At 35.6% G+C, this 24787-nt stretch carries 28 protein-coding genes; 25 read left to right on the top strand and 3 right to left on the bottom strand.

Annotated elements, in window-relative coordinates; all coding sequences use genetic code 11:
* Positions 1 to 224: 224 nt before the first annotated feature.
* The 3 genes from GKP30_RS00255 (at position 225) to GKP30_RS00245 (ending at position 3299) form a co-directional block, all read left to right on the top strand.
* Positions 225 to 2093: an LTA synthase family protein gene (locus GKP30_RS00255; protein WP_216827383.1), complete on the top strand. Its 1869-nt coding sequence runs from the start codon at positions 225 to 227 to the stop codon at positions 2091 to 2093.
* 334 nt (positions 2094 to 2427) lie between these two features.
* On the top strand, positions 2428 to 2871 hold the full coding sequence (locus tag GKP30_RS00250) for a VOC family protein (protein ID WP_216827382.1): 444 nt from the start codon (positions 2428 to 2430) through the stop codon (positions 2869 to 2871).
* 203 nt (positions 2872 to 3074) lie between these two features.
* On the top strand, positions 3075 to 3299 hold the full coding sequence (locus GKP30_RS00245; protein ID WP_328703111.1) for a spore coat protein: 225 nt from the start codon (positions 3075 to 3077) through the stop codon (positions 3297 to 3299).
* A gap of 37 nt (positions 3300 to 3336) precedes the next feature.
* Here GKP30_RS00245 and GKP30_RS00240 read toward each other — a convergent pair whose 3' ends face one another.
* Positions 3337 to 4791, bottom strand: coding sequence for a serine hydrolase domain-containing protein (locus tag GKP30_RS00240; protein ID WP_216827380.1), 1455 nt, complete (start codon positions 4789 to 4791; stop codon positions 3337 to 3339).
* A 746-nt stretch (positions 4792 to 5537) separates the two neighbouring features.
* Between GKP30_RS00240 and GKP30_RS00235 the strand changes: the two genes are divergently transcribed.
* The 19 genes from GKP30_RS00235 (at position 5538) to GKP30_RS00145 (ending at position 20966) form a co-directional block, all read left to right on the top strand.
* Positions 5538 to 5720: a DUF4177 domain-containing protein gene (locus GKP30_RS00235; protein WP_216827379.1), complete on the top strand. Its 183-nt coding sequence runs from the start codon at positions 5538 to 5540 to the stop codon at positions 5718 to 5720.
* Between the two features lie 251 nt (positions 5721 to 5971).
* Entirely contained in the window at positions 5972 to 6661 is a 690-nt protein-coding gene (locus GKP30_RS00230; protein WP_216827378.1) for an SDR family oxidoreductase, read from the top strand.
* Between the two features lie 319 nt (positions 6662 to 6980).
* A complete protein-coding gene (locus GKP30_RS00225; RefSeq protein ID WP_216827377.1) occupies positions 6981 to 7526 on the top strand; it encodes a DUF3231 family protein in 546 nt (181 codons plus the stop codon).
* 560 nt (positions 7527 to 8086) lie between these two features.
* Positions 8087 to 8812: a DUF421 domain-containing protein gene (locus GKP30_RS00220; protein WP_216827376.1), complete on the top strand. Its 726-nt coding sequence runs from the start codon at positions 8087 to 8089 to the stop codon at positions 8810 to 8812.
* Positions 8813 to 9039: 227 nt separating this feature from the next.
* A complete protein-coding gene (locus tag GKP30_RS00215; protein ID WP_216827375.1) occupies positions 9040 to 10974 on the top strand; it encodes a hypothetical protein in 1935 nt (644 codons plus the stop codon).
* Positions 10967 to 11233, top strand: coding sequence for a zf-HC2 domain-containing protein (locus GKP30_RS00210; RefSeq protein WP_216827374.1), 267 nt, complete (start codon positions 10967 to 10969; stop codon positions 11231 to 11233). The genes GKP30_RS00215 and GKP30_RS00210 overlap by 8 nt, the downstream gene beginning before the upstream one ends.
* On the top strand, positions 11234 to 11758 hold the full coding sequence (locus tag GKP30_RS00205; protein WP_216827373.1) for an RNA polymerase sigma factor: 525 nt from the start codon (positions 11234 to 11236) through the stop codon (positions 11756 to 11758).
* Complete coding sequence (locus GKP30_RS00200) at positions 11748 to 12050, top strand: anti-sigma factor family protein (protein WP_216827372.1); 303 nt, start codon at positions 11748 to 11750, stop codon at positions 12048 to 12050. The genes GKP30_RS00205 and GKP30_RS00200 overlap by 11 nt, the downstream gene beginning before the upstream one ends.
* Positions 12051 to 12314: 264 nt before the next feature.
* On the top strand, positions 12315 to 12974 hold the full coding sequence (locus GKP30_RS00195; RefSeq protein ID WP_216827371.1) for a hypothetical protein: 660 nt from the start codon (positions 12315 to 12317) through the stop codon (positions 12972 to 12974).
* A 14-nt stretch (positions 12975 to 12988) separates the two neighbouring features.
* Complete coding sequence (locus GKP30_RS00190) at positions 12989 to 13678, top strand: OmpA family protein (protein ID WP_216827370.1); 690 nt, start codon at positions 12989 to 12991, stop codon at positions 13676 to 13678.
* A gap of 235 nt (positions 13679 to 13913) precedes the next feature.
* Complete coding sequence (locus GKP30_RS00185) at positions 13914 to 14825, top strand: cupin domain-containing protein (protein WP_216827369.1); 912 nt, start codon at positions 13914 to 13916, stop codon at positions 14823 to 14825.
* A gap of 221 nt (positions 14826 to 15046) precedes the next feature.
* A complete protein-coding gene (locus GKP30_RS00180; RefSeq protein ID WP_236034834.1) occupies positions 15047 to 15562 on the top strand; it encodes an RNA polymerase sigma factor in 516 nt (171 codons plus the stop codon).
* Positions 15559 to 16593 carry a hypothetical protein gene (locus tag GKP30_RS00175; protein WP_216827368.1) on the top strand — a complete coding sequence of 345 codons (1035 nt, stop codon included), beginning with the start codon at positions 15559 to 15561 and terminating at the stop codon, positions 16591 to 16593. The genes GKP30_RS00180 and GKP30_RS00175 overlap by 4 nt, the downstream gene beginning before the upstream one ends.
* 102 nt (positions 16594 to 16695) lie before the next feature.
* Entirely contained in the window at positions 16696 to 17160 is a 465-nt protein-coding gene (locus tag GKP30_RS00170) for an NUDIX hydrolase (protein WP_216827367.1), read from the top strand.
* Positions 17161 to 17182: 22 nt separating this feature from the next.
* Positions 17183 to 17488, top strand: a complete 306-nt coding sequence (locus GKP30_RS00165; RefSeq protein WP_216827366.1) for a hypothetical protein — start codon at positions 17183 to 17185, stop codon at positions 17486 to 17488.
* 329 nt (positions 17489 to 17817) lie between these two features.
* The gene (locus tag GKP30_RS00160) at positions 17818 to 19215 is read left to right on the top strand and encodes a M20/M25/M40 family metallo-hydrolase (RefSeq protein WP_216827365.1); all 1398 of its coding nucleotides are present in this window, start codon (positions 17818 to 17820) and stop codon (positions 19213 to 19215) included.
* A gap of 286 nt (positions 19216 to 19501) precedes the next feature.
* On the top strand, positions 19502 to 20251 hold the full coding sequence (locus GKP30_RS00155) for an SDR family NAD(P)-dependent oxidoreductase (RefSeq protein WP_216827364.1): 750 nt from the start codon (positions 19502 to 19504) through the stop codon (positions 20249 to 20251).
* A 99-nt stretch (positions 20252 to 20350) separates the two neighbouring features.
* Positions 20351 to 20563: a DUF2651 family protein gene (locus GKP30_RS00150; protein ID WP_216827363.1), complete on the top strand. Its 213-nt coding sequence runs from the start codon at positions 20351 to 20353 to the stop codon at positions 20561 to 20563.
* A gap of 220 nt (positions 20564 to 20783) precedes the next feature.
* Complete coding sequence (locus tag GKP30_RS00145) at positions 20784 to 20966, top strand: PspC domain-containing protein (RefSeq protein WP_216827362.1); 183 nt, start codon at positions 20784 to 20786, stop codon at positions 20964 to 20966.
* 167 nt (positions 20967 to 21133) lie between these two features.
* On the opposite strand, the gene GKP30_RS00140 is transcribed toward GKP30_RS00145, so the two are convergent.
* Positions 21134 to 21673: a helix-turn-helix domain-containing protein gene (locus GKP30_RS00140; protein WP_216827361.1), complete on the bottom strand. Its 540-nt coding sequence runs from the start codon at positions 21671 to 21673 to the stop codon at positions 21134 to 21136.
* A 397-nt stretch (positions 21674 to 22070) separates the two neighbouring features.
* Here GKP30_RS00140 and GKP30_RS00135 point away from each other — a divergent pair, with 397 nt between their 5' ends.
* The 3 genes from GKP30_RS00135 to GKP30_RS00125 all read left to right on the top strand — a co-directional run bounded on the left by GKP30_RS00135 (position 22071) and on the right by GKP30_RS00125 (position 24320).
* Positions 22071 to 22853, top strand: coding sequence for a dioxygenase family protein (locus tag GKP30_RS00135; RefSeq protein ID WP_216827360.1), 783 nt, complete (start codon positions 22071 to 22073; stop codon positions 22851 to 22853).
* A 40-nt stretch (positions 22854 to 22893) separates the two neighbouring features.
* Positions 22894 to 23301 carry a DoxX family protein gene (locus GKP30_RS00130; RefSeq protein WP_216827359.1) on the top strand — a complete coding sequence of 136 codons (408 nt, stop codon included), beginning with the start codon at positions 22894 to 22896 and terminating at the stop codon, positions 23299 to 23301.
* 278 nt (positions 23302 to 23579) lie between these two features.
* Positions 23580 to 24320 (top strand): NERD domain-containing protein, encoded by a 741-nt coding sequence (locus GKP30_RS00125; RefSeq protein ID WP_407928572.1) that lies wholly within the window; start codon positions 23580 to 23582, stop codon positions 24318 to 24320.
* A 94-nt stretch (positions 24321 to 24414) separates the two neighbouring features.
* Here GKP30_RS00125 and GKP30_RS00120 read toward each other — a convergent pair whose 3' ends face one another.
* A complete protein-coding gene (locus GKP30_RS00120) occupies positions 24415 to 24579 on the bottom strand; it encodes a hypothetical protein (RefSeq protein ID WP_216827357.1) in 165 nt (54 codons plus the stop codon).
* Positions 24580 to 24787 lie beyond the last annotated feature (208 nt).

Below are 24787 nucleotides of genomic sequence, written 5' to 3'. Positions count from 1 at the left end.
ATCTATGAATTTAATAGTTCTCCCTAAGGGGAGTAGCCTTTTACAGCATAGTCGTCATTTACGGTTGTACATACTTCTGGCTGTGTTGGCAACTTGAACTGGTTTTAGCAAGACACTGCCTTTAGTAAAGGTCGTATTACTGTAACCTTTACCTGTTATCAGGTTAAGGTTTCTTTTGTTTTGGTGTTCTAATTTATATATTTACATTGAAAGGATAAAAGAGTATGAATTACGCAAAACTACAATTACTAATTAATAGATTTAAATTCATGTGGTTGGCGGTTTTTTTACTATGGATGAAAACGTATCTCGTCTATAAACTGGGATTTAAAATTTCCTCTGACAACCTATTACAGGAATTTTTGTTGTTTATCAATCCACTCAGTTCAGCAGTTCTTATTCTGGGCTGTAGTTTGTTTTTTAAAGATCGTCTTAAAAACATATTGGTTATTATTTTAAGTTTACTAGCAACTTCTATCCTTTATGCAAATCTCGTTTATTATCGTTTTTTCTCAGACTTTTTAACTTGGCCAGTACTATTTCAAACAAGTCAAGCTAAAGAATTAAATGGTAGTGTGTTCGAATTAATAAGTTTCATTGATATTTTAATACTCCTAGATATAGTTATTCTAGTTGTTTATTATTTTAAAAACAGAATACCTAATCTATCATATATCAAGTTTGAAAAATCATTTATTTTTGGCTTATCTGTAATATTTTTTGTAACAAATCTATTAATTGCTCAAATAGAGCGTCCACAGTTACTAACACGTGCGTTTGATCGAGAAATGTTAGTGAAATACATTGGAACTTTTAATTATCATATTTACGATGCTTATATTCAGTCAATGGCTAATACACAACGTGTTTTTGCTAGTGGTTCGGATATAAATGAAATAAAGCATTATACTATGTCTAAATATGTGGGGCCAGAAGAAAGTTTACTTGGACTAGCGAAGGATAAAAATGTTATTTTGATTTCATTAGAATCACTTCAAAGTTTTGTCATAAATAAAAAGGTAAATGGAGAAGAAATTACACCTTTTCTAAATAGATTAATAGATGAAAGTTATTATTTTGATAATTTTTATCACCAAACGTCCCAAGGGAAAACATCAGATTCAGAGTTTCTTATAAACAATTCGTTATATGGTAAAGATGGTGGAGCAGTATTTTTTATGAATTCAGGAAATGAATTTAATGCATTACCAGAAATTCTTTCTAACGAAGGCTATTATACATCTGTCATGCATGCCAATAATAAGAGCTTTTGGAACCGAGACATAATGTATCCGTCATTAGGTTATAACGAATTCTTTGATATTGCTTCTTATGATGTCAATGAAGACAATTCTATTGGTTGGGGTTTAAAAGACGCTGAATTCTTTTTGCAATCGATCGATCACTTAAAGTCACAGCCAGAACCTTATTATACAAAATTCATTACAATAACAAATCATTTTCCATTTGAACTTTCTGAGGAAGATCGATTTATTGATGAACTTGAGACAAATAGCGGGACCTTAAATCGATATGTAACTACTGTTAGATATATGGATTATGCAGTAGAAACATTTTTTAATCAGTTGAAAGAAGAGGGGCTCTATAAAGACTCAATCTTTATATTATATGGAGATCATTATGGTATTTCAGAATTGCATAATAAAGCTATGGCTATATTCCTAGAAAAAGAAGAGATCACACCATTTGATCATGTTCAATTACAACGAGTACCGCTTTATGTGCATATTCCTGGTCATCAAAACAATCAGGTACTTCAAACAGTAGGTGGACAAATTGATTTAAAGCCAACGATTATGCATTTGCTTGGGATTAAGGATACAAAAGATATTCAATTTGGAACTGATCTTTTTTCACCAGAACGCGATTCGTTTGTCGTTCTTCGTGATGGGAGTTTCATCACAGATAGCCATGTCTATACAAGCGACAAATGTTATCGGAAAAGTTCAGGTATAGAAATTCCAACTAGATTTTGTGAGCCATACATTGAAAAGGCAAAATTAGAACTACAGTATTCAGACAAGGTGATCAATGGAGATTTACTGCGTTTTGATATTAATAGTAAGGATTAAAAGCGATAAAAGTTTCTGTTCATGGACAAGACCTCAAAACAATAAAGTTTACCTAATTAAGAACTGTGCGATTACTCAATTGAGTAATCGCATTTTTACTTTGATAAAGTAACAAAATTTGGGTTCTATGCTACAATTAGGTAGATTGAGCAGGAGGCATAAAATTCCAATTGAAGTATTTGCTAATCTAGGTTTGTCGATGGTTATGTTTCTTCGTGGGGGCCAAATGAAGAAAAAGTTAATCTGAATTTGATTTACTTAAAACTACAGAGTGGTTACTTTACACTTATATATGAAATGCAAAAGGAAGAACCGTATTGGAGAGGGTAAATAAATGAACAGATTAAATATTATCACACTAGGTACAAAGGACATTGTAAAGTCTCATCGGTTTTATAAAAAGCTTGGGTTTGACACGTCTATAAGAGGTTCAGAGACTAATCCAGACATTATCTTCTTCAGAAATGAAGGTACGAGAATTGCTCTTTATCCAGTTGACGAACTGGCGAAGGATATTAACGAAGCATCCCCGCCTAAAATAGCAAGTGGTTTCCCAGGAATCACCTTAGCTTACAATGCAAAATCTATAAACGAAGTAGATGAATTCATAAAAATGGCAGAATCAGCAGGTGCAACTATAGAAAAACAACCTCAAGAAACAGATTGGGGAGGCTATAGTGGTTACTTCACAGATTTAGATGGTTATTATTGGGAAGTAGCTTATGGCGATTTGTGGGAATTTGACGAGTCTAATATGTTAGTTATAGAAGACGAATAAATAAAGGTGCCAGGCACCTTTATTTCTTTACCATGATAAAGGTGCCTGGCACCACAGATAGTATTTTTTTAAAAGCAGGACGAATACCCAAGAACTTTTATCCTCAAAGCATATTCTCTAATATAAACGTCTATAAAATGTAATGGGGAGAGATGAACGTGCATTCTAATAATGTTAGTTATAACCCGACAGATCAAAGGTTTATAGGAGGCTTTGGGTTTGGTCCTGGATTTGGCATAGGGCGCCCAGGCTTTGGGTTTGGTCCTGGATTTGGTATAGGACGTCCAGGTTTTGGCTTCGGTGGTTTTGGGTTTGGTTTTCCGTTCTTAACAGGTTTGGCAGCAGGTGCATTATTGGCTCCTGGATTTGGTTATCCGTATCCTCCTTACCCGTATCCACCGTATCCGTACCCATATTATTGCTGTTAGTACTAATAAATTCACACCAAAAAACAAGAGGAGCACATCAAATCGAAGTGTTCCTCTTGTTCAATTTGTTAGAGTGAATTATGTTAGTTTTTCTTACGTTAAAATAGTGCTTAAAGAGCTGACTAAAGTGAATGATTGATTTGATAAAGTGGAATGCAATCGCTAAAAACAGCCAAATAAGCATATCTGGTAATAATAAAAAGGCAAGCTCCCACGTCATTCCTCTTTGTAAAACAATAGGTACTAAAATAGGAATGAATACAAGAATGGCTATTGGAATGACTAAATTAACGAGACCTGCCGTAATTCTCTGTCTTATTGTTTTTTGTTTAGGGCGGAAAATCATTTTTGAAATACGGATTAAATTATATATAATAGTTGCTGCAAATAAAATAATAAGTAAGCGATACATCCAATAATAATCAACTCTAGAAGCAGGTTCTTGGTCCGTTAAAATTGAGACGATTCCATTAGTTAAATCAGGGTAAAACACAAATCCGTTTACCAGATGATTTTTATTTATTAAAAACGCGATGCTATATTCATCTTCAACTAGCATAATCGCATTGGATGTGTACCCTGGCAATGCTCCGCCATGGTGAATAGCAGGGCGCCCAGAAATATCATTTTTCATAAGGCCCATTCCATAGAAGGAACCGCTAAACATCATTTGCTCAATTCCTCCTGGAGAAACTCCTACAGCGGGCTTTTTCATCCTTAGAGCTTCAAGAAAACGCACTAAATCTTCAGAGGTTGAGGTAATAAAACCTGCAGGAAGATCGTATTTGAGATGAGGCTCTGTTCGCTTAATAGAGAAACCAAAAAAAGACAGATGACCTGGTGTATCAACCTCTCCAGTTACAGATGTGTGGTCTAGATTAAGTGGATGAATGATATGCTCCATTATATATTCGGTATAGCTTTGCCCACTAACTCTTTCAACAATAGCACCTAGCAAGCTATAATTTGGATTGAAATAAGAGAATAGCTCTCCAGGCTCGTAGGTTAACGACATTGTATTCATGTCTTCGATCAAGTCTGGAAATTGTGATTGTGGCGAAAGATTTCCCATGTAATCAAATTCAGTCATTCCACTAACATGATGCAGAAGCTGTCGGACGGTAATTTTATCGGATACAGTAAATTCTTCTAAATACGCAGAAACACTTTGATCAAGATCAATCCTTCCTTTTTCAACGAGCTGCATTATAGCTAAAGCAGTAAAAGTCTTAGTGGTAGATCCAATATAAAAACGTGTGTTTGTATCTATATCCTCACCAAATACCCTACTATAAATCACATCACCTCTATGAGAAATAGCAATGGACATTCCAGGAATAGCCAATATGTTGACTGTCTCCTGAATGTATTCGTCCAACTGCTCCTCGATGAATTGTTTGCTAGAGGCAGCTTTGGCAGTATAAGAATAGAAAGGTAGGAAGCTTAAAATTAGTAATCCGCATAAAACCTTCGTTAATATATTATTTTTCATAAAGACAGATCCCTTCTCGTTTTTACAAACAATTACATAATACTCCTCACTTTATTATAATATTGGTCATATATTCCTTTAACTTTTTATTATGTATTCTTTATGAATAATGGAAGTTTAGAAGACTGACCTGAATAAACGAATATCCCCTTATGCGTGTATTAGTCACGCTCAAGGGGATATTAATTAGTTGCACTGACAATTTGTGATGTAACAATTACCTTCCTCATCACAAACGATTTCACAGGAACAGTAACCTAATCTAGGACCAAAAGTAGGAAGTATTATTTTTCTACGTCGACGACGCCGAAGGAATTTTGGAAGAAATATCCGAGGGGAGCAACAGCAAGAACAGCATTTTTTTTCATCATTTCTCTTTTTTGACATACCTACTCACCTCCCATACTAACAAGATATTCATGAAGAAAGACAAGCGTATGGATGTTAAACTATCTAACGGTAAAATTGGATCATATATCAGTATCTTTGAGTATCAGTACAAGTTTAAAAGTACAGGGAGCAGGCGCTATAGAAGCTGAATTGTTCCCATTAGGTCTTTAATTAAGAACAAGGGAGAGGTAACTAAAGAGCAGGAATAGTTCCCTTGCTGTTAGAAAAATAGAAGGAGCAGGCACTAAAATGTTGACTATGATGGAACTTATCTTCATCTATTTCGTAAATAGAATAATAGGTTGGAATATCAAGTACTTAACCCTAGTATTTTAAAAACGGAGGAGGAGTATGAAATGAAACAATATGAATATAAAATCGAAGACATACGCATCCAAGTGAAGAATGTCTTCACATCAGACCAAAATACTCTGAATGAACTAAAAGTCCAAAAGTTAAACGCTCTTGGAAAAGAAGGCTGGGAATTAGCGGGTGTCAGTGGTACTACTTTTTATTTCAAGCGTGAAATAAAAAGGTAAGGTAAAATTTATTTTCAATAGTAGGAAGGAACAGGTGAGGAAGAGAAGAAAGTACGCTAATTTTTCCAGGAATAGGTATATATAAGCTGAAATGAGAGGAAAGCGCACTACTATTTCCAAAAGTAAGAAGAAATAGGTGAAAAAGACAGGGTTTAGGATAGTTTTTTTTCTTGTCGGAAACGTATTAGCATTAAGTAACCAACTTAAATGTAAAAAGATCCAAATAACCAAGATAGTAAAGGAGAGCAAATATGTTAGAAAATCAAATTATTATTGTAACAGGCGGGACGAGAGGAATTGGAGCAGGCATCGTGAAGCTTCTAGTAAATGAAGGAGCAAAAACTATCGTTTTAGCGAAAAATCAAAATTCTATTACTGCTCTTCATGAAACAATAGGGGACAGTGGAGAAGTAGATGCTTATCAATGCGACATTACATCGGGTGAACAAGTCTCAAATGTCATTGATGCTATCTTTGCAAAGTACGGGAGAATTGATACGTTAGTCAATAACGCAGGTGTAGGTGTGTGGAAGCCATTGGAAGAAATGACCGAGGAAGATTGGGATAGCCAAATAAATACGAACTTAAAGGGTGCGTTCCTATGTAGCCAAGCTGTCTATAAGAGAATGATGAATGGACAAGGTGGCCAAATTGTTAATATTGCTTCAGACCTTGCCTACAATACGACAGAGAAGGCGTCTGCCTACTGCGCAAGTAAATGGGGACTGTTGGGACTTTCTCACACAATGAATAAAGAAGGAAAGAAATATGGTATTCGTGTAACATCCGTATCTCCAGGTCTTGTTCAAACTGATTTCGGAGGTGTTTCGGCTGCGAAAAAGACATCGGGCTTAACGGTGGAAACGGTAGCTGAACAAGTCGTATCTGTAATAAAAGTAGGGAAAGATGCTGGGGAAATTGACGTGATCATTAGACCATGATTATAGTGACTCAATGATTTTAATTTTACCAAAATGAGTGGTAGGGATTAAGTGAGTAGTCTACTTTTTTGTTCAAGGCTGTGTTAATGAAAATTGTTGATATCCGTTGTTGTGGGTAGCCGGGAAGATGCATGTTATCACAAAATTTCATTACATTTTTACTATAATGAGCCCATAATGCACACCCAACTTTAACAGCCTTTGTTCTTAAAGGAAAATTGTGCAATTTCGACCAAGAGAAATTGTCATTTTCCTGGAAACGAGTAATTAACAAGATAATATTGGGTAAATTAACAAAAAGCTTAAGGAGGATTAATACATGCCTAATATATTTGAAATGTTAAGTAGTGCATTCAACACAATAGTTGATGATGAACCAAAGTTACAACTAAATATAATTGAAGCTTCTTACTGTTGGCTCTATTATGGAATTGTTAAAGAATCAATTGCTTTTGAAGAAGCGGGATTAAATACTACAAATGACGATGAATTAAAGGGGATCCTTAATGACGCTGTAAAAATGTGCTCACGTCAAGCTAACCAAATAGAACAATTCATGAGAAAAGAAGGAGTCACTTTACCGCCTGTATCAGAACCAAAGCCTTATAGTGATCAAAAGGATATACCTCCAGGCGTTAAGTTGACGGATGAAGAGATTACCAATGGATTAGCGATGAAAGTTCTTGCCATGACTACAAAATCGTCTTTAGGGGCAGCAGAATGTGTTCGAACAGATGTTGGGGCTATGTGGGTACAATTTTTTAATGAAGCAGTAATATTTGGTGCGACGCTAAAAACTAAAATGAGAAAAAGAGGTTGGGCGAAACTACCGCCAGCATATCATCCTCCAGGTGCTAGAAACTAGCCAGACTAACGGGTTGATTAGCCTTAAATTCGTAGTTAGTTTACTGAAACATTGGCTATTCTATTTTGAATTACATAATTTGGATTTAAACTAGGCTTGCGTAGTTGGGTTTTAAAGATGTAAACGCTTCAGGTCAAGCGCCAGAACTAGCTCCTGCCCCTGGTTATATTCATGGAACACCAATAGAGAAGTAAGTCAAAGCTGGCCTTAAATTATTTAAGGTAAATAACTATAACTAGTTAAGCTCAAGCCAACCGTATAGATTTTGAGTAATTATAGTCAATAAATAATTAGTGCTTAGGGAAAAACTCTAAGCTTTTTTCAATGCAATGATTTATTAATACATAACAATAAGTTGATGAGAACGGACTTCAGCATCACCATCTCTATATTAATGTTTTTTAAAAGTATTACTCACTGGTATAGATGACACTCTATTTTAGAATGATCGTAATCCTTAAACGATTAAGAAATTTTATTAAAGGTCGTTCATGAAATAAAGGAATAATTTTTCTAGATTGCATTAAACTAAAGCTTATTAACTGCAAGGGGTCTGTATTATGCTTGATTTTCTGACTCAATCGATTGATATTATTTTTCGCTGTTTTTTAGCATTTATCTTACTAATATCAATAGCTCATTTACTTGGAAAACAGACGATAAGTCAAATGACATACCATGATTTTATCGCAACTATTGTGTTAGGTGCTGTTGCAGGGAATTTAACATTTAACACTTCTTTTAGTACAAAATATATTATTGTTGCCCTGGTTACTTTTTCTGGAATACTTTATCTTTCGACTTTTATTTCATTAAAAAATAGAAATATACGAGCATTACTTTCAGGTGAACCAACAGTTGTTATTCAAGATGGAAAAATTCTTGAACAAAATTTAAAGAAATTAAAATTTACGATGGATTCTCTAAATCAAGCTTTAAGAGAAAAGGATGTATTTGATATCGATGAAGTAGAGTATGCGATAATGGAAACGGATGGGCATATTTCAGTACTCAAAAAGCTTCCTTACCGTAATACAGTCAAAAAAGATATCGGGATATTTACTCCAAATCAAGCTTTTTTCCCGATAGAACTGATCATGGATGGTCAAATTATTGAAAAAAACTTCACTCAAAACCTTCTGACTATGGAGTGGTTGAATACAGAATTAGCTAATCGTGGATTAAAGTTAGAAGAAGTTTCTTATTGTGTACGTGGTACGAATAATCAGCTATATTTTGACTTATATAATGATAAAATTCATTCCCTTGTTGATATTGAAACGTAATTGTTATAGGTATTAAGATGATAAGCGTTGTCATTCTCTTATACTCGAATTAAGCACTTGTTTTGACTTTCTTTTTTTGTCAAGGCAAGTTTTTTTGTGTTTTAACGAATTTAATTTGCTTTTTATTTTGGAGATTTTTAAAAAATATCTCCACGTTTTGAAACTTTACTCCTTTTCGATTGTCTATACAGTGTGAGCTCATAGAAAATTAAAGAAGGTGTTTAGTAATGGAGATCATTAGCAGGTTTGTTTTGCATATTGAAAATTATTTTCTATTAAGTCATTTTAGCAAATTTATCATCCAATGGACGCTAACAGCATTAGCCGTTTATGGTATAGTGACGTTTTTTCTAGGAAAATGGAATGGTGAAAAGGCAGCAATCTACGTAGGGTTTATTGTGCGCTTTGTTTTACTAATCGGATTATCAATCGAAATGCTTCATCAAGTTAGTATAACGGAAATTACGACTGTTTTTTACGATCGGCAGCCATCTTTACGGCAGTTTCTACACTTTTTATTTTTCGGTTACATTATAGTTGTCGGGTTTTATTATATGATTACACTGAAGCAAAAGATGAACAAGGGCGTTTTTTACACCTTTGATATCGCCGTTCTGACGCTACCTCCATTGCAGCTCTTAACTAGCTTTTTCGTTTATGCTATCAAAGGAGAAGTAGTTCTTATTGATATAGTTGGATTTACTATCATCCTATCAATTATTGTTGCAAGCCTATATTTATTTTTTCTTAATTATTGGGAGTTTCGCTGGAAAACACTAATTCCCTTTTATGCAATTGTCGCTACCTGCTCGTTAATGTTTTACTTGTTTGGTTTTATAGATATGATGGAAGTATCCAATCTTATAATTTTCTTAGGACTATTAATGACATATCATCTTATAAATAGAAGTTCGTTACAGGTACTTGAAAGGTTGAAACAGCCCTTTATAGTGACGATGGCTATTTTGTTCCTTGTCTTAAGTAACCCACTTTATAATGCGGCAGATGTGGCGCTTGCTTCGACCGATGCGGAATTAAGGTTACGATATTTTGAAACTACTAATTTAATTCAAATCGAAGAAGCGAAGGCGTTAGCGATGAAAATTACGAATGAAGAGCAATTTTCATTTCGTCAACCTGAAACCCAAGATTTTCATAATCGTTATTGGTTAAGGTCAAAAAACTATCTTGTTGATATTGACGGGGTGTCAGGAGAGGTCATGAATGTTCATCGTCACACCGAACCTGATGGCGAGATGCTTTCTGCCCAAGAGTATGTTGTTCGCTCCAAACAACTGCTAGAACGAATGGGGAGAACATTGCTAGATGATGATCAAATTCACACCACTGTTACAGAAGAAGAAAACCGTGTTCATGTGGAAATGGTTCCCAAGTATGATGATGGGTCCATCTTGGATGTTTGGATGACAACTACTTTTACGTGGGAAAAGGAATCTCTCGTACAATTTCATGAACGTTTAAACTTATATCCCGTTGAAACGTTAAAAGATGTATTAATAACGTCTGCGGAAGTTGAGTTAGTTTTACAAGAATGGTACGAACTGTTAGGTGAAGAGATACCTCAATACGTAGTCGATAATGTAGTGTATGGATATAGTAACCGAACGATCGATATTAACATTTCGACTATTAATCACCATACGATTCAACTGGATGGTCGTACGGGAGAAATTTTGTATTTTGGTGGAGACTTAGCTGACTACGAAAACATCGACTTTAATGAACTCGAATATAAAGTCTTAGCTTGGAAGGAAGTTCAAATCGATGACTGGAAGCGAGAGCCCATCTCGAATTTTTGGGAATGGAGAGAACAAGAACAAGAGGGTATGAAACTTGCTTTTGTTCATCAATTTGGCTATACAGATGGTGAACCTCTTTTTACTTATTCCAAGAACATCGATTATTTTAACCAACCGAATACGAGTGTTAAAGTGGCCTCTAGACAACAAGCTTATGACGCTGTTGCAACTTCTATCGATTATACACCTTATGCAACAAGAGCAAGATTAACCCATGTTATTGATGAAAATGATCAAATAAGAGTGGCTTGGTTACTAGTGATCCAGCCGTATAAAAAAGCAGAGCATCGTCTCTACTTAGTAGATATTGAAACGAAAGAGTGGGTCTCTCTTTATGAATAAAAAGGATGCGTGTGCTATATTTCAAGATTTGTATGATTTGTATATCGAAGAGGAAGTGGAGGATGAAACGAAACAATGGATGATGGAGCACAAGGCAGTCTGTGCCGATTGTCGTCAAAAAATAGGAAAGGAAAACGAAGGAAGTCCAGTCCTTCAAGAGGACAGCGAGAAAATTTGGGGAATTCGCGTAATGACGATGCTGCTATACAGCCTTTTCCTCCTTCTCGCCATTTGGATGTCCATTTGGTACTTGTGGTAAATGAGTGACTGGAGAACATTAGAGGACTTATATGCTCTTTATTACGAAGAAATCTTTCGTTACCTATATCAACGTACGAGACAAAAAGAGTTAGCCCAAGATCTTGCTCAAGATACTTTTTTAAAAGCATTTAATGGGTTAGCTTCTTTTAAAGAAAAATCAAGTGTACGAACTTGGCTGTACACCATAGCGCATCATACCTTCATAAACTGGTATCGACGTGAAACAAAATATAGCCAGCATCCCATTGAGGAAACATTCTCTTTAGAACAAAAAACATACAAAAATCCAGAAGATGTCGTTACCGCAAAAGCAGAGCAAGCGCAACTATTATCAGCCATCTATTCTTTAAAAGAAGATTATCAGACTGTGTTGATTTTACGAGAATACCAGGAACTGTCATATGATGAAATTGCAGAAATTGTTGGATGGAAGCTTTCAAAGGTAAAAACAAACATACACCGTGCAAAGCTGGAGCTTCGTAAGCACTTATGTAGACCAAAGGATGATATAAATGAAGTGTAGCTTAATTAGAGATCTATTGCCACTTTATGTAGAAGGTGACTGCTGCCCAGAAACTAATAAAGTAGTAAGGGAACACCTAGGTAGCTGTTCTGAATGCCGTGAGTTATATGAACTAATGAAATCACCGATTGATGTAAAAGCGATGGCTCAACCAGTGACGACCGAGACCCATACTAGATCTAATGAGTTTTGGAAAAAGTATTACGGCCGCCTTATTTTAAAAGGGGCTGGATGGTTCTTCGTTGTTTATGCAATTGTAGTAGTTATTATGTTAATTTTAAACATGAGTTAGTTGTGGCAAGGTTAAGGAGTTTAAAATAGCGGAACCTTCAAGAATATTAATAGTATTAAAAAAAAGAAGAGTTCACTAGATAAAAGACCTAGTGATCCTTTTTTTATAGCACTGTTAAAGAGTTAACATGTGTAAAGCACTATACCTTTTTACCCTTTTATCTGTTAGACTTTAACACTATAATTTTATGGTGAAATTATCAAAAATAGGGAAAAGTGATGTAAAACTAACGTATTGTAATGTAAAGAAAAAGGAGCAAATAACGTGAAGAAAAAATCATCAAGAGTAGGTAAAAAGGTACTAAGCAAGAGATTTCAAAAAAACATGGTTGTCTGTTTAGCATCCATAGCATTCCTTTCAGCTTGCAGCAATTCATCCCCACAAGAAGAAGTTACGGCAACTGAGAATGAGACATCGGTTGAACAAGAGGTCATTTCTGATGAAGAACCTAGTAATGTAGAACCTACGAATGAAGAGTCTCATAATGAAGACATAGAAATTGAAGAAAAAGTAGATCCTGTAAAATCAGAACTACCTAGAACGATTGAGATCGATGAACAATTTATACATAATAACGGTACGGTCTTGACAATAGAAAGCATTCATTTGGGAGAAGAATTCATAACAATTGATATACAAGCTATTAACGGGGCAAATAATAATGTTTACCTGTCATGGGGAGGAAAGAATGCTCTAGTTTTACAAGATGACACAGGAGTAACCTATCCTTTCTTGCCGCCTGAAGACAATTATAATTTAGAAATAAAAATTGGAGAACGATTATCAGGCTCACTTATTTTTGGTGGCAGAATTAAAGAGCAAGCGACATCTCTTAAACTAATCATTAATCCAAATGGTTATGAGGATAGAGACTCGACCGATTTTCCATCTTTTACCTTCGAATATAATAACCTCCAAGACTAGAGGTGGTTAAATTTATGAAAACAATAACGAATTATCATATTTTAGGGTTGTTTCTTTTAATTTTACTCATGATTTCCTGCTCCAATGACCAAACAGTTCATTCAGAAGATGAGCCAGTCAACGCCAGCATTCAGGATGAACAGGCAGAGACCACTACTCATTCACTAGAAGATTTCACTTCAATAGACAGCACAGAACCTAACGTACATTCAAAAGTCTATGTTTCTCAAGTGCCAAGGAGCAGAGTCATTGTAAGAGAAATTCAACTATCACAAGTTGAAAAAGAAATTTTAGATACATTGACGGAATTTGAAGCAATCGTTGAAGACCAGTTAACCACATTAACGTTGCCTGATAATATCCTCTTTGATTTTGGTTCACATCAACTTCGAGATGAGGCGAATGAAGTTATTGAACAACTGATACAAGTAATAGAAGCTTCAGAAGGTGAAGTGCACATTGCCGGTCATACCGATCACATTGGAGAAGCATCGTTTAACAAGCAATTATCTGAACAAAGAGCCCAATCGGTTTTACAGGCATTTGTTAATAAAGGCCTAGACGAGTCACGTTTCGTTGCTGAAGGCTTTGGTGAAGAAAAGCCAGTGGTCAGTAATACGCGTCCTGACGGTTCTGATTACGAAGAAGGAAGACAGAAAAACCGTCGCGTCGAAATTACAGTCCAAGGATTATTTCGGGAATAAATCGGTAAGGTTAACTTTTATTGCATGAAATGATGCAAGGAGTTGTTTCTCTATTTAGGAACAACTCCTTATTTTTATAGGTAGTAGTAATAGTAGCTTAAGAAACTATTTTTCCACAAACTATAGTTCTTGAATAAAATAGCCGTAATTTTATAAAAAGGATTACGTGGAACGAAGTACCTTCTTTGAACATAGACATATGATGATGTTAGAAACTGTGAAGGGATTGAAAAACATGTATTATGTTCCGCAAATGTATCCATATCCTTATTACGTTAATGTTGGTACTCCAAGTTATCACGCAGGATATATGTCTCGAAATGGTCAAGCAAACAATCAAGCAAATGATCAACAAGTCGTTGAGGCCATTCTTTCTGGAATTAAACGAGAAGCTTCTGCCATTGACCTTTATAGTCGATTAGCGCATGAGGCTCCAAATCAAGAACTTAAAAACGAGATGCTCCATGCTCTAGAAGTAAAGAAAAGTCATTTAAATCAGTTCTCGAATATCTATACGAACCTTACAGGAACACAGCCTGTGTACCAAATTGAAAAAATGACATTCAATAGCTATAGAGAAGGTTTACAAAAGGCTTATGCAGCAGAGGTCGACGGATATCAAGAATACCAAAATAGTAGTTTACTTACACAACACCCACTAGTTCGTCAATCGTTTTTGCAGGCATGTACTAGTGAAAATGTTTCACGCTTTAGTTCTAGTCTAAGTCAATTGAAAGACTACGGTTCACAACCATTTGTAGTGGATATTGAAGAAGTGACAACACAAAACAATACGTTCCGTACCGCTTTATGGACTGGAAAGCACCTGCAGCTTACGTTAATGAGCATTGCGGTCGGGGAAGATATCGGGTTAGAGAGGCATCCAGACCTAGACCAATTCATCCGAATTGAACAAGGTGAAGGGCTTGTTCAAATGGGTGACAGCCAATTTAATTTAAACTTTGAGCAAAGAGCATTTGCCGACTATGCGATCTTTGTACCTGCAGGAAAATGGCATAATTTAACAAATACAGGGGATGTTCCACTAAAACTTTACTCGATTTATGCACCGCCACAGCATCCATTTGGCACGGTTCATGAAACGAAAGAGATTGCGATGGCAGCTGAGGAACATCATCATCATTAATACATCAGATGAAGAGTAGTTCAAAGTATTGTAAGTTACGGAGCCCATGCATTTCCTGTGAGCATTATTCCCAGCGCTAATTCGAGCGCTGGGTTTATTTTATCCTAACTACACTTCAAAGTTTTTTGCTTTTTTAACTTTTTTTCAAAAAAATGCAACTTTTTTATAAGTTATCCGTTGATAGAGTGTAGGTTATTTTCTCTTAGAAAGGAAAGGGAGTTTTGGAGAATGTAAAAATAAGACAACAAGTGAATGAATGGTACCTTGCTTACAACAATGATATATATCAATATGTGTTATTCATGATCGGTGATCATGAACGAGCCAAGGACTTTATGCAAGATACATTTTTGCAAGCTTTTGATAAATATTCTTCGTTTCAAGGGGGAAGCGCAAAGGGGTGGCTGTTCCGAATTGCCAGAAATATAACGATCGATTTTATACGAAAAGACAAACCGATTGCGTACTTATTTGATAAGAACCCATACATAACGATAGATGAAGCATCACCAGAAAAAATTGTAACGTTAAATGAAGCAGAACAAGAGTTGTACCGTGCATTAAGCCATTTGAAAAGATCCTATCGCGATGTCATTATCTTAAGAAAAATAAAAGGCTTTTCTATACAGGAAACCGCCAGCGTTTTGCAATGGCCCGAAAGTAAAGTAAAAAGCACTTTATTGAGAGGCCTAAAAGGTCTAAGAGAACAACTGGAAAAGGAGGGTTATGTACGATGAAACATTCCGACGAGAACGAGTGGGACAAGGGATTTGATGGGTTAGAAAAAAAGCTGAATCTTTCTGAAAAAGAACAGCAGCTTATTTACACCGAAATGAATGAAAAGCTTGATGAACGAGAGAAGAAACCTGTCAAAAACAAACCGTATGCATACTATGTCTCATTTGCGGCCGTTGCCGTACTTTTGCTTATACTTTTCGTTCCTACATTCAATAAAATCTTTAATCAGGATACAAATCAAGCCTTACCTTCAAAGGATCCCCTTATTTTTAGTGAAATAAATGATCTTGAGGATGCAGAATTTACTGTGTTTAATTGGTATCAACATCCTGATGCGTGGGTGGGAGGTTTTAGCCTTTATTTTGATGAAGATGACATGATCCGATTAATTAATGATTTAAAAGAAATGAAAGTAGTGCCGAGTGATCAAAATCAGGTCGACATAGGGGTTGGGGAACCGAACAGTTACTTACTAGGGATTGTTCATGACTCGATTGAAAATATATATACGACCCTAAGAGTAGATAACAACGGAACTATATATATTTGGAACCGGTATGCGAACGGAGAGATACCTGATTTTTTCAAAAGCGAAGGAAACGAAGATTTCTACGTTATGGTTTCTCGTATCGTTGAAAACGAAAAGGACAGGGAGCAAAATCTTATTGAAAATGATAAATCTGATTTTGAATACAAAGATGAAACTAAGAAAGAAGCGGCGATCCTTGAAATTCGTAGTGAGGACGGAAAACTAATTGCTGATATAAATGATATTAAAATAGAGTCAATTGAGGTTGTACCAACTGATAATGATCGCTATGCGCTGGCTGTTCGTTTTATCGAAAAAGATTTTGTCTATCGTTTTACAAAAGCACACCTCGGTGAAGAAACTCATTTTTATGTGGATGGAGAATTAATTTCCTCCCCAATAATTAGAGAGCCGATGAGAATTAATGACCTCATCATAGACGTTGGACTGAACAAAGATGAATTAGAAGAAATGGTATCAAAAATTAAAGAAGCTGACTAACTGGTCTAAGTAATTAAGTAAACGCAGGCCACCACTAATCGTATTAAGTTTCTATAACATCTCGATTAAAATTTTTATATGAAAGATTTAAGGGGCAAATCGATGTCGCAAAATGAAAAGGTTTTAGCTGTTAGTGTAACCATCTTTAGAGATGACGAAGTTTTACTTATTAAAGAAAATAAACCGACTGCTGTTGGCAAATGGAACTTTCCTGGTGGGCGTATTGAAAATGGTGAGGATGCTCTGGATGCTGCACGAAGGGAAGTTAAAGAAGAAACAGGTTTTGAAGTCAATTTGACTGCTTCAACAGGTGTTTATTATTTTATCAGTGCTACAAACCATCAAGTCTGTTTAGTTCACTTTACTGGAGAAATTACAGGTGGCTCTCTTGAACTAGAAGAAGATGAGATCACAGGTAGTCAATGGATTAAGGTGAATGATCTTGGCAACTTTCATGAAGAAGCATTAAGGGAACCAAAAGTAATAAAACAAATCGCTCACAATCTACTACAAAAGGAGTTACACCCAATTACGATTTTCAATCAACAACTGATGAATTTTAAGTGAGAGAACATTAAGGAGAATGAGTATGAGAAAAAAGATCGTAATCGGAATGGTAATAATATCATTCATCTATTTATTACATTCTACTCCGAATTTAGCTTTAAGAACGTATGTATTTGTTACAGGTTACCCAATCTCAGCCCTCACTACTGAAATTATTGATGATGAGTATCATAACACAGTCGATAAGGAAAAGTATGATGAAATGAATGCTAGAGCATACACGTTAACGAAGCCGCCAATCGAAAAAGCTACACAAGGAGAGCTTAGAAATTATCTTGTTAAAAAGTTTGGCTTTTTTTACGTTGTTGAGTTTTACGGCGAAGGTTAATACAGGGTATTGGTTCTTAGAACTATCTACATTTAAACTTCAGTTACACCCCCTTTCTTAGCACTAATCTATTATTATTTGTAAAAAGATGAGGAGTGGCTAGCCACTCCTCATCTTTTTACGCTGCTAAGTTTGTTCCCCTGAAATTTTCCATTCAACTGATAGTAGAATTATGTAGAAATATTTGTAAATAAATAACTTTATTTTCCAAATTAATTCTAGTAATATAAAAAATAGGAGTGAGTTTATACATAAGGGGTGAATGGTAGTTTTATAGAGAAATAATAGATTTTATTATTTTTATTATTTGTGAAGAGAGGGATCTTGAGATGGTTGTAAAAAACAAAAAATTGGTTAAACGTATTGTAAGTACGACGTTGGCAGTTTCCATTGCATTTGGGTCATTAGGGTATGCGGCAGGGTTTGAAAACGTTTTGGCAAATGGTAAATCGGGGTATTCACAAGACCAAAAAGTAGTTGCTAGAGTAAATGCGGAACGTGCTATTGAACATGTTCGTTACTTATCAGAGGAAATTGGAACACGTCCAGGTGGTTTAGAGGCTGAACATATAGCTGCTGACTATATTGCAAAGGAGTTTAAGAGTTTTGGCTACGACGTTGACTATCAGTATTTTCCAGTAGGGGATCAGTTTATTGCAAATGTTTCATTTGATAATGGAACAGTATGGGAATTGGCGGCTGCCCCAAATGGAAAAATCAGTGATGAAGCAGTTACTGCAGAAGTTGTTTCTGTCGAAAACAATGACTTCTCAAATGTAGACGGAAAGATTGCATTATTACCTAGAGCATCAACGGTAGCTGACTACAGAACTCAAGTTAATGATGCTGTTGCAGAGGGAGCAGTTGGTGTAATTCTTCAGAGTTTGGTTGGAAGTCGCGGAAACTTTGGACAAACGTTCAATCCTAATTTAACTACACCAGTTGATGTTCCAGTATACGGTGCATCATATATCCACGGTGAATGGCTAAAAGAAAAATTAGCAAACGGCCCCGTAGAAGTAAGTTTAACAGCCAAACACCATTCAAACCTACAATCCGTAAATGTTATTGCAACAAAAAAAGCCAAAAATAGAAACAATGACGGTAAGACGGTTATTTTAGGGGCTCACCACGATAGTGTTGTAGGCGCACCTGGTGCAAATGATAATGCTTCAGGTGTAGGGTTGATGCTAGAACTAGCTCGTGTGTATCAAGGTTATAATACAGATAAGGATGTTCGCTTTATTGCTTTTGGATCTGAAGAGCGTGGATTACTTGGATCTAGACACTATGTAAATCAACTTTCTCAAGAAGAAAGGGATCAAATTGAAGCAGTGTTTGTACCTGATATGGTAGCAACGAGTTATGAAAAAGCAGAAAATCTTTACGCAATGACGGTTGATGGTAGCAGAAACACGGTTACCGATTCTACTGTTGCAGCAGGGGCACGTCTAGGAAACTCAGATATATTACCAGGTAGATTTGGATCAAGTGACCATGTTCCATTCCACAATGCAGGTATTCCAGCAGCATTATTTATCTGGATGGGAATTGATAGCTGGGACCCTCTTATATACCACATTGAAAAAGTGTACCACACACCGCAAGACACGATTGCTGATAATATCTCAACTGAGCGAATGCAGTCCGCCCTTGATATTATCGGTTCAGGATTATTTGATGTTGTCAGAAAAGAAGTTCCAGCACTAGAAAAGAAAAATAAGTAGGTATTAAAAAAATATTTAGTAGATAAGGTGGAACATAGTACAAGGTACTTTGTCCACCTTTCTGTATTTAGAAATTAGCTATTAAAATGGTTGGTCTTCTTATACATATAAAATACCGCTTTAAACTATAGTTTATGAAAAGAATTTTGAGGAAAAACATTGCAAATATTAACAATTTGAAAAGGTTTTCAATAATTAGGGCATAAAACTAAATTTTGGTTTACTATAATGATAAAGTACTAACAAAAACACGATGCACAGCTTTATTTCAGGAGGGGAAATTGATATGAACAGATTAACTGGAAAAGTGGCAATAGTAACAGGTGGCTCAAGTGGAATTGGCGAATATACAGTTAGAGAAATGGTCAACGAAGGAGCTTCTGTAGTGATTGCTGATATCAATGATGAATTAGGAAATACACTTGCAAAAGAACTTACTAACGATGAAACTAAAGTCGTTTATCACCATGTCGATGTTACCAATGAAGATCATGTAGCAGCCGTAGTAAAACGAGCAGTCGATGAATTCGGTAAATTAGATATTATGTTCTGTAATGCGGGAATTGGCTCCATGGGAAAATCTCATGAACTGTCAATGGAAGATTGGAACCGTACAATTTCCATTAATTTAGATGGTGTGTTCTTGTCAGCTAAGCATGCAATCCGAGCGATGAAGGAAAACGGTGGCGGAGGAAGTATTATCAATACTGCTTCAATCCTTGGTCACGTTGGTCAGGCTTCAACAGCTGCTTATAATGCAGCTAAAGGTGGGGTTGTTAATTTAACAAGAGGATTAGCTGTTGAATACGCAAAGAACAATATTCGCGTAAATTCAGTCTGCCCAGGGTATATTGATACACCGATGTTAAATCAAGTAGATGACGCTATGAAAAAACATTTAATCTCACTCCATCCTCTAGGAAGATTAGGAAAACCAGAAGAAATCGCTAAAGCTGTTGTATTTTTAGCGTCAGATGATGCTAGCTTTATTACAGGTGAAAACTTAATGGTTGATGGCGGTTATACGGCTCAATAAATAACTTCAATATGGCTGAACAACGAGCAGACAACAAAAGTTGTCTGCTTGTTTACTAGGAATTGTACTTGCTTTGCCTTTAACTAAGGAGGAATAAAGATGTATGCATTAACCTTTCATTTGATTGTTTTGGTTACTTCGATAATTGGATTATTCTTATTCAAAAAGTGGTTTTTACCACCTTTAGTTACTCTCGTTATTTCCTTTGGACTAATGATTTTTATGAATATTCCATTGATAAATTGGGTAGTTGTTTATACGGTTATCGTTTTGGTTGTTAGCTTAGGAATACAATTCCTTAAGAAAAAGTAACTTATTGTTCTGTAATGTCCTACAGTCAACAATTAGATACTCAATGAAACATTAAGTGACAATGTTAGAGAGTATTTTACTTCTTTTTCATTTTGCTATCAAACTGCTAATGGGTGCTATTAATTTGATAGCAGATTAATATCGAATTTTGTCGTTCCAAAGTAAGGATAGTATGTTCTTGTGACAGAGGTCTTTCTAAATGTCTTTAAGGAGGTCAGCAATGAGTCGGTTAACAAAGTCATCAAGAGAAAATGTATTGTTCGGTGTATGTGGTGGAATTGCAGAGTATTTTGGGATATCACCTTTTGCAATAAGACTCATCTTTATTTTTCTCCCAGCTAATCTTCTTATTTATGTATTTCTTGCAGCTTATTTACCAGACGATAAGTCAACATTATATTAAAATCACTTACACAAATTTTAACTTGATTAAGTTGTAAATGGACGGAGAGCCGGGTAAGATTTAAAAATGACATCAAAAGTGCACAAAAAAGAGCGCCAAACCTTACAAATTTGGCGCTCTTTTTATATTGAGCCTTTGTTAGTTGCAAAATGTGTAATAGTAGGTATTTACAATAGATCATTGAGGGCGGTATCAGAATAGATTGCAATTAATATAACTGCCTTTCCGTCACCCACATTTTTAACAAAATGTGGTACACTAGCGTTCCAGCTGAAAGTATCTCCTTCTTCAATGACCATAGAGTCTTCCCCTTGTTCGGCGAGTACTTTTCCTTCCAATACTAGATGACATTCTTCTCCTTCATGTGCATTCGCTTCACCTATAGATGTTCCAGGAGGTAGTTCTACAAGCATCATTCTTAAGCCACCTTTATTTGTTAAATGCTGAATATTCAAGTCATTGTATGTAGAGTACGTCCTTTCTGCCTTTTTAACTACTTTCATATGTTGCTTTTTTTCTAATAATAAATAAGGTAACGGAACATTAAGAAAATCGGCTATCGTTGATAATGTATTGATGGATGGTGATGTATTGTTATTTTCTACATTACTAATAAAACCTTTTGAAAGCCCTGTACCTTCACACATTTGTGCAATTGTTATTTTTTTTCTATTTCGTATCGCTCGAATTTTGGTTCCTATATCCAATCTATTCACCTCTAAAGTTTTCAAATAGGAAATATAGTTCTATCTTAGCAAATTTATGTTTGACATTCTACACAATAACTTGTTATCTTATAAATAAATAATTTCCATATTAGGAAACTGTAAATGATCAGCGGGTCTTTTTATTTGGCTGTTCTGACAAACGAAAGCGTGAAGAACCAAGCTTTCGCTTGGTTTACGGTCCAATAGCTAAAAGCAACACTCTTTTAGAAAAGAGCTTTTTATTTTATCTAAAAGTTTTCTTATATGAATATTTTATCTCTATTTGTTTACTTTAGCTTTGGTGGGTTTAAAGGGGCAAGTAAAAATTTAAAAGATTGCATCAGCAAGTCTAAATTCTATTAAATATTAATAGTTAATAGTGAAAGGGGAAAAAATTATGTTACCATCTTTATTTGTTGCGCACGGAGCACCATTATTAGCGATTGAGAATAATGAATATACGAAATTTTTAAAGGAGTTAGGAGACGCATTGCCAAGGCCAACAGCGATTGTATTATTTTCCGCACACTGGGAGTCCAATGTTCAAATGGTGGGTAATGTTAATACGTATAGTACGATTTATGATTTTGGAGGATTTTCAGAAGAGATATATCGGATTCAATATCCAGCAAAGGGTAATGCAGAATTAGCAAAAGATATACAGGAGTTGTTTGAGAAACAAGGAATTTCCTTTCAGGTTGATACTAATCGGGGATTAGATCATGGAGCTTGGGTGGTATTGAGGCTGCTGTACCCAAATGCAGATGTCCCTGTCATTTCAATGTCAGTAAACCCAAAGTTATCACCTGAAGAACAGTATCAGGTAGGTAAAGCATTGGCTAGCCTTAGGGAGAAGGACGTGTTAATTATCGCTAGCGGAGGAACAGTGCATAATTTACGAGCAGTAAACTTCGGAAAAGATAATGGGGAAGCTGATGAATGGGCCCTTCGTTTTGACCAGTGGTTAGAAGATAACTTGAAAAAATGGGACCTAAAATCGCTCTTTGACTACGAAACGGTAGCACCTGGTGCCGAACTGGCCGTACCGACCTATGGTAATGAACACTTCATCCCAATCTTTTACGCGATGGGTGCAGCTGACTCACAACAAACCGCGAGCTTATTACACCGAAGTTATCGATACGGAAATCTTAGTCACAGTGTATGGCAATTCGGGTAATCGTGCTATATAAATTATAAGTTTATATGGAGGACTTTATATGATAAATAAACAGGAAATTGGTGGACTCATATTGCGTGTAATTTTAGGGGTGGTCTTTTTAGCCCATGGTGCAGGAAAAATTCAAGGTGGCATAGCAAATACCGCAGTGTGGTTTGATAGTATTGGATTACCAGGATTCCTTGCTTATGTGGTAGCAATCTCAGAATTTGCAGGTGGAATTGCGTTAATATTAGGATTAGGAACGCGTCTGGTAGGAGCCATTTTCGTATTAATCATGCTTGGCGCCATTATAAAAGTAAAACTAGCAGCTGGTTTTCTCGATGGTTATGCGTATGATCTCGTCCTACTTGCCATTGCAGCTCATCTATCATTGAATGGAAGTAAGTTATACTCAATGGACCAATTATTATTCGATGGTCGAGGTGAAGGTAAGAAGGTTGCATAATCACCATAGGTAACAGGAAGGAAATAAAAAGTTAGAAATCATTTTAACTTACTCATTTAGCAAAATTTTAGGATACACCTCTGTTTCGTTATGTGGGCTCACAAGTTCACTAAATCGAATAACGGGGTGTTTTTATTTTTTCCTTAATTAACCATCCAGAGAGAGAAAACAAGGATAATATTTCATAGAGTACCTTTTTATTACAGTTAATTACTAGTATAATTATACTAATCTAAATTTACTAGATTATATTTTAATAATATGAAGGGTTGATGAAATTGGAATTATTTTTTGCTCCTGTACTAATCCTTGCAATCATTTTATACGCTATCTTTAAACCACAAATTAAAGGATACCTTGGCGAAAGGACGATAGCTACTTTTCTATCGCAATTGGACCGAGACAAATATACGGTGATCAATGATGTCGTCCTTAATGTGGCAGGGAAAACATCACAGATAGACCATGTCATAGTTTCAAACTATGGGATATTTGTCATTGAAACGAAAAATTATAAAGGCTGGATTTTTGGTGATGAAAAGAGCCAGTATTGGACACAAGTGATCTATAAAAGAAAGGAGCGCTTTTATAATCCACTTCGGCAAAATTACGGTCATATTAAAGCACTCGAAAATGCACTGATCAACTTTGGTCAACTTACTTACATACCGATTGTTGTATTCTCGGTTAACGCTACCTTAAAGGTAAACGTTACATCTGATGTCGTCTATAGCGTCAATTTACTAAAAACAATTAGGAAGTACGACGAAGAAACCCTCTCAAACTATCAAAAACAACAAATTACAAACCAACTCAATGCACTTAATAACAATAAAGACAGAGCGTTAAAGAAGGAACATGTGAAAATGATTAAAGACACTCAAAAAACAATTCAACACCAAGTGCAAAATAACATCTGTCCTAAATGCGGGAGTGCATTAGTAGAAAGAATGGGGAAAGCAGGTTCATTTAAAGGTTGTAGCAGTTTTCCGAAGTGCAGATTTACGGCAAGTGCTTAGGTTAACTAAAGCACATCTTAATGCAGTAAGAAATAGTTTGTAGTGATAGGTAAGTTCCAAGTTTTATTAGAGTTAGAGCGATAAAAAAGACGCATTATTCGCGTCCCCATAAATCAGACTGACCCATTATCCCTTTGAATTGATCTGGGTGTTCAGTCGCTTTACAACTTTCACAAGTATCCTCGTTATGGTTGGTATTCTCGATCGTTTCAGTTAAGTCTCTACCGCATTCCCTGCAGAAAAAAGTTGGATATAACACTGTATTCCTCCTTTTGTTTTTTACTATTATTACCACGATGGCTTAACAACTATTCAAAGGTTAGAGTTAGGCCTTTTTTTTCTTTTGTAAGAAATATACACTATAAAATTACTTGCTTACTATAACGAAATTGTTAAATGTCTTTATTGTTTAATGAAATGATAATAAATGTTATAAGGTAATAGTAGAAAACAATTAAGGAGTGAAG

The organism is Alkalihalobacterium elongatum, from assembly GCF_019024285.1.
Classification (GTDB): domain Bacteria; phylum Bacillota; class Bacilli; order Bacillales; family Bacillaceae_F; genus Alkalihalobacterium; species Alkalihalobacterium elongatum.
The sequence above is the reverse complement of the archived record's forward strand: the minus strand, read 5'-3'. Positions and strand labels throughout refer to the sequence as shown.

What these genes read in the sequence shown, in the direction of transcription:
- GKP30_RS00255 (WP_216827383.1), top strand. Translation starts at nt 225, where the DNA reads ATGAATTACGCAAAACTACAATTACTAATTAATAGATTTAAATTCATG.
- GKP30_RS00250 (WP_216827382.1), top strand. Translation starts at nt 2,428, where the DNA reads ATGAACAGATTAAATATTATCACACTAGGTACAAAGGACATTGTAAAG.
- GKP30_RS00240 (WP_216827380.1), bottom strand. Translation starts at nt 4,791, where the DNA reads ATGAAAAATAATATATTAACGAAGGTTTTATGCGGATTACTAATTTTA.
- GKP30_RS00235 (WP_216827379.1), top strand. Translation starts at nt 5,538, where the DNA reads ATGAAACAATATGAATATAAAATCGAAGACATACGCATCCAAGTGAAG.
- GKP30_RS00230 (WP_216827378.1), top strand. Translation starts at nt 5,972, where the DNA reads ATGTTAGAAAATCAAATTATTATTGTAACAGGCGGGACGAGAGGAATT.
- GKP30_RS00225 (WP_216827377.1), top strand. Translation starts at nt 6,981, where the DNA reads ATGCCTAATATATTTGAAATGTTAAGTAGTGCATTCAACACAATAGTT.
- GKP30_RS00220 (WP_216827376.1), top strand. Translation starts at nt 8,087, where the DNA reads ATGCTTGATTTTCTGACTCAATCGATTGATATTATTTTTCGCTGTTTT.
- GKP30_RS00215 (WP_216827375.1), top strand. Translation starts at nt 9,040, where the DNA reads ATGGAGATCATTAGCAGGTTTGTTTTGCATATTGAAAATTATTTTCTA.
- GKP30_RS00210 (WP_216827374.1), top strand. Translation starts at nt 10,967, where the DNA reads ATGAATAAAAAGGATGCGTGTGCTATATTTCAAGATTTGTATGATTTG.
- GKP30_RS00205 (WP_216827373.1), top strand. Translation starts at nt 11,234, where the DNA reads ATGAGTGACTGGAGAACATTAGAGGACTTATATGCTCTTTATTACGAA.
- GKP30_RS00200 (WP_216827372.1), top strand. Translation starts at nt 11,748, where the DNA reads ATGAAGTGTAGCTTAATTAGAGATCTATTGCCACTTTATGTAGAAGGT.
- GKP30_RS00190 (WP_216827370.1), top strand. Translation starts at nt 12,989, where the DNA reads ATGAAAACAATAACGAATTATCATATTTTAGGGTTGTTTCTTTTAATT.
- GKP30_RS00185 (WP_216827369.1), top strand. Translation starts at nt 13,914, where the DNA reads ATGTATTATGTTCCGCAAATGTATCCATATCCTTATTACGTTAATGTT.
- GKP30_RS00175 (WP_216827368.1), top strand. Translation starts at nt 15,559, where the DNA reads ATGAAACATTCCGACGAGAACGAGTGGGACAAGGGATTTGATGGGTTA.
- GKP30_RS00170 (WP_216827367.1), top strand. Translation starts at nt 16,696, where the DNA reads ATGTCGCAAAATGAAAAGGTTTTAGCTGTTAGTGTAACCATCTTTAGA.
- GKP30_RS00165 (WP_216827366.1), top strand. Translation starts at nt 17,183, where the DNA reads ATGAGAAAAAAGATCGTAATCGGAATGGTAATAATATCATTCATCTAT.
- GKP30_RS00160 (WP_216827365.1), top strand. Translation starts at nt 17,818, where the DNA reads ATGGTTGTAAAAAACAAAAAATTGGTTAAACGTATTGTAAGTACGACG.
- GKP30_RS00155 (WP_216827364.1), top strand. Translation starts at nt 19,502, where the DNA reads ATGAACAGATTAACTGGAAAAGTGGCAATAGTAACAGGTGGCTCAAGT.
- GKP30_RS00150 (WP_216827363.1), top strand. Translation starts at nt 20,351, where the DNA reads ATGTATGCATTAACCTTTCATTTGATTGTTTTGGTTACTTCGATAATT.
- GKP30_RS00145 (WP_216827362.1), top strand. Translation starts at nt 20,784, where the DNA reads ATGAGTCGGTTAACAAAGTCATCAAGAGAAAATGTATTGTTCGGTGTA.
- GKP30_RS00135 (WP_216827360.1), top strand. Translation starts at nt 22,071, where the DNA reads ATGTTACCATCTTTATTTGTTGCGCACGGAGCACCATTATTAGCGATT.
- GKP30_RS00130 (WP_216827359.1), top strand. Translation starts at nt 22,894, where the DNA reads ATGATAAATAAACAGGAAATTGGTGGACTCATATTGCGTGTAATTTTA.